This is a genomic window from Clostridium sp. OM05-5BH (assembly GCF_003481505.1).
Classification (GTDB): Bacteria; Bacillota; Clostridia; order Lachnospirales; family Lachnospiraceae; genus Otoolea; species Otoolea fessa.
The window spans coordinates 1-1,130 of record NZ_QULJ01000031.1; the positions used below are offsets into that span (position 1 = coordinate 1).

Genomic DNA, 1,130 nt, shown 5'->3' on the forward strand with positions numbered 1-1,130 from the left:
ATATAGGAAAGCTCCACCGCCGTAGTAAAACCCAGCTTTTTTTCATCCATCAGCTTCATCAGGTCTGGAACCAGCTCATTGAGACGGATATACCGCTGCACCTGCTTGACGGCCATCTTGTTCCGCTCGGCCACGATCTCGTTGGAGCGTTTACCTGCGTCCTTCGGGTCAATCTGGCCCGAAGTGCGGGAGCCCTGGTGCTTGATGGCTTCAAGCTGCATTTTTAAGGCTTTGGCCCGCTCACTGGGGAGGATTTCTTCACGCTGGTTCAGATTGTCCTCCACCATCTGTGTGATGGCTTCATCATCTGTCAGGTTTCGGACGATACAGGGCATATCCGCATATCCGGCAAGCTCACTGGCTTTCTGGCGGCGGTGGCCGGACACGATCTCATAGCCGCCATCCTCACGGGGACGGACGATAGCGGGCTGGGTCACGCCCTTGTCCTTGACGCTGGACACCATAGCCCGCATTTCTTCATCATCCCGGACTTCAAAGGGATGGTTCTTGAAGGCGTGGAGTTCGTTCAGCTTGATATAGACGATCTGCTCCTTGCCCCGGCGTGGAGCATCCTTTGGCTTTTCGGGTCCTTTCGGAGCGGGAGCGGCCTGTATCGTTGGAGCCGTTTTTTTCTCCGGTTCCTTTTTGACCGCCTTTTCCGGTTTCTGTGCGGGAGCTTTGGACTTCGGGGCTGCGTCCTTGTCCTTATTTGCTTTCGGGGGACGGCCCCGGCGCTTCGGCTGTTCCGGCTCTTTGGGTTTTTCCTCTGCTTTTTTCGGAGCCTCCGGCTGCTTTTCCGGTTTCTCCGCTTTTGCCGGGTCAGGCTTTTCCACGCCGGGAGCTGCCGCCCGTTCCTCGACTTTCTTTTCCTTCATAATTTCAGCGAAGTTATAGACAGAAACCTGTGGGGTCTTTACCTCTGGTTCCGTCTTTTTTTCCGGCTTCGGAGAAACGGAAACCTTCCCCGGCTCTTTTGGGGGAGCGGGAGGCGTTTCCTTGCCCGGCCCGCTATCCGTTACCGGCTGTTCCGGCGTTTTTGTGGTTTTATCATCTGCCATAAGCATTTACCTCCTGTTTTTGGCATGAAAAAAGGGGCTCAACTTTTCAGTCAAGCCCCCGTGGGAAGTTCC

Annotated in this window: 1 protein-coding gene; it reads right to left on the reverse strand. The window is 55.2% G+C overall.

Features of this window, described 5'->3' with window-relative positions:
- Positions 1–1,064: ParB/RepB/Spo0J family partition protein (locus tag DXB70_RS13955; RefSeq protein ID WP_118673496.1), on the reverse strand; the 1,064-nt coding region annotated here is incomplete at its 3' end.
- Between the last annotated feature and the right edge of the window lie 66 nt (positions 1,065–1,130).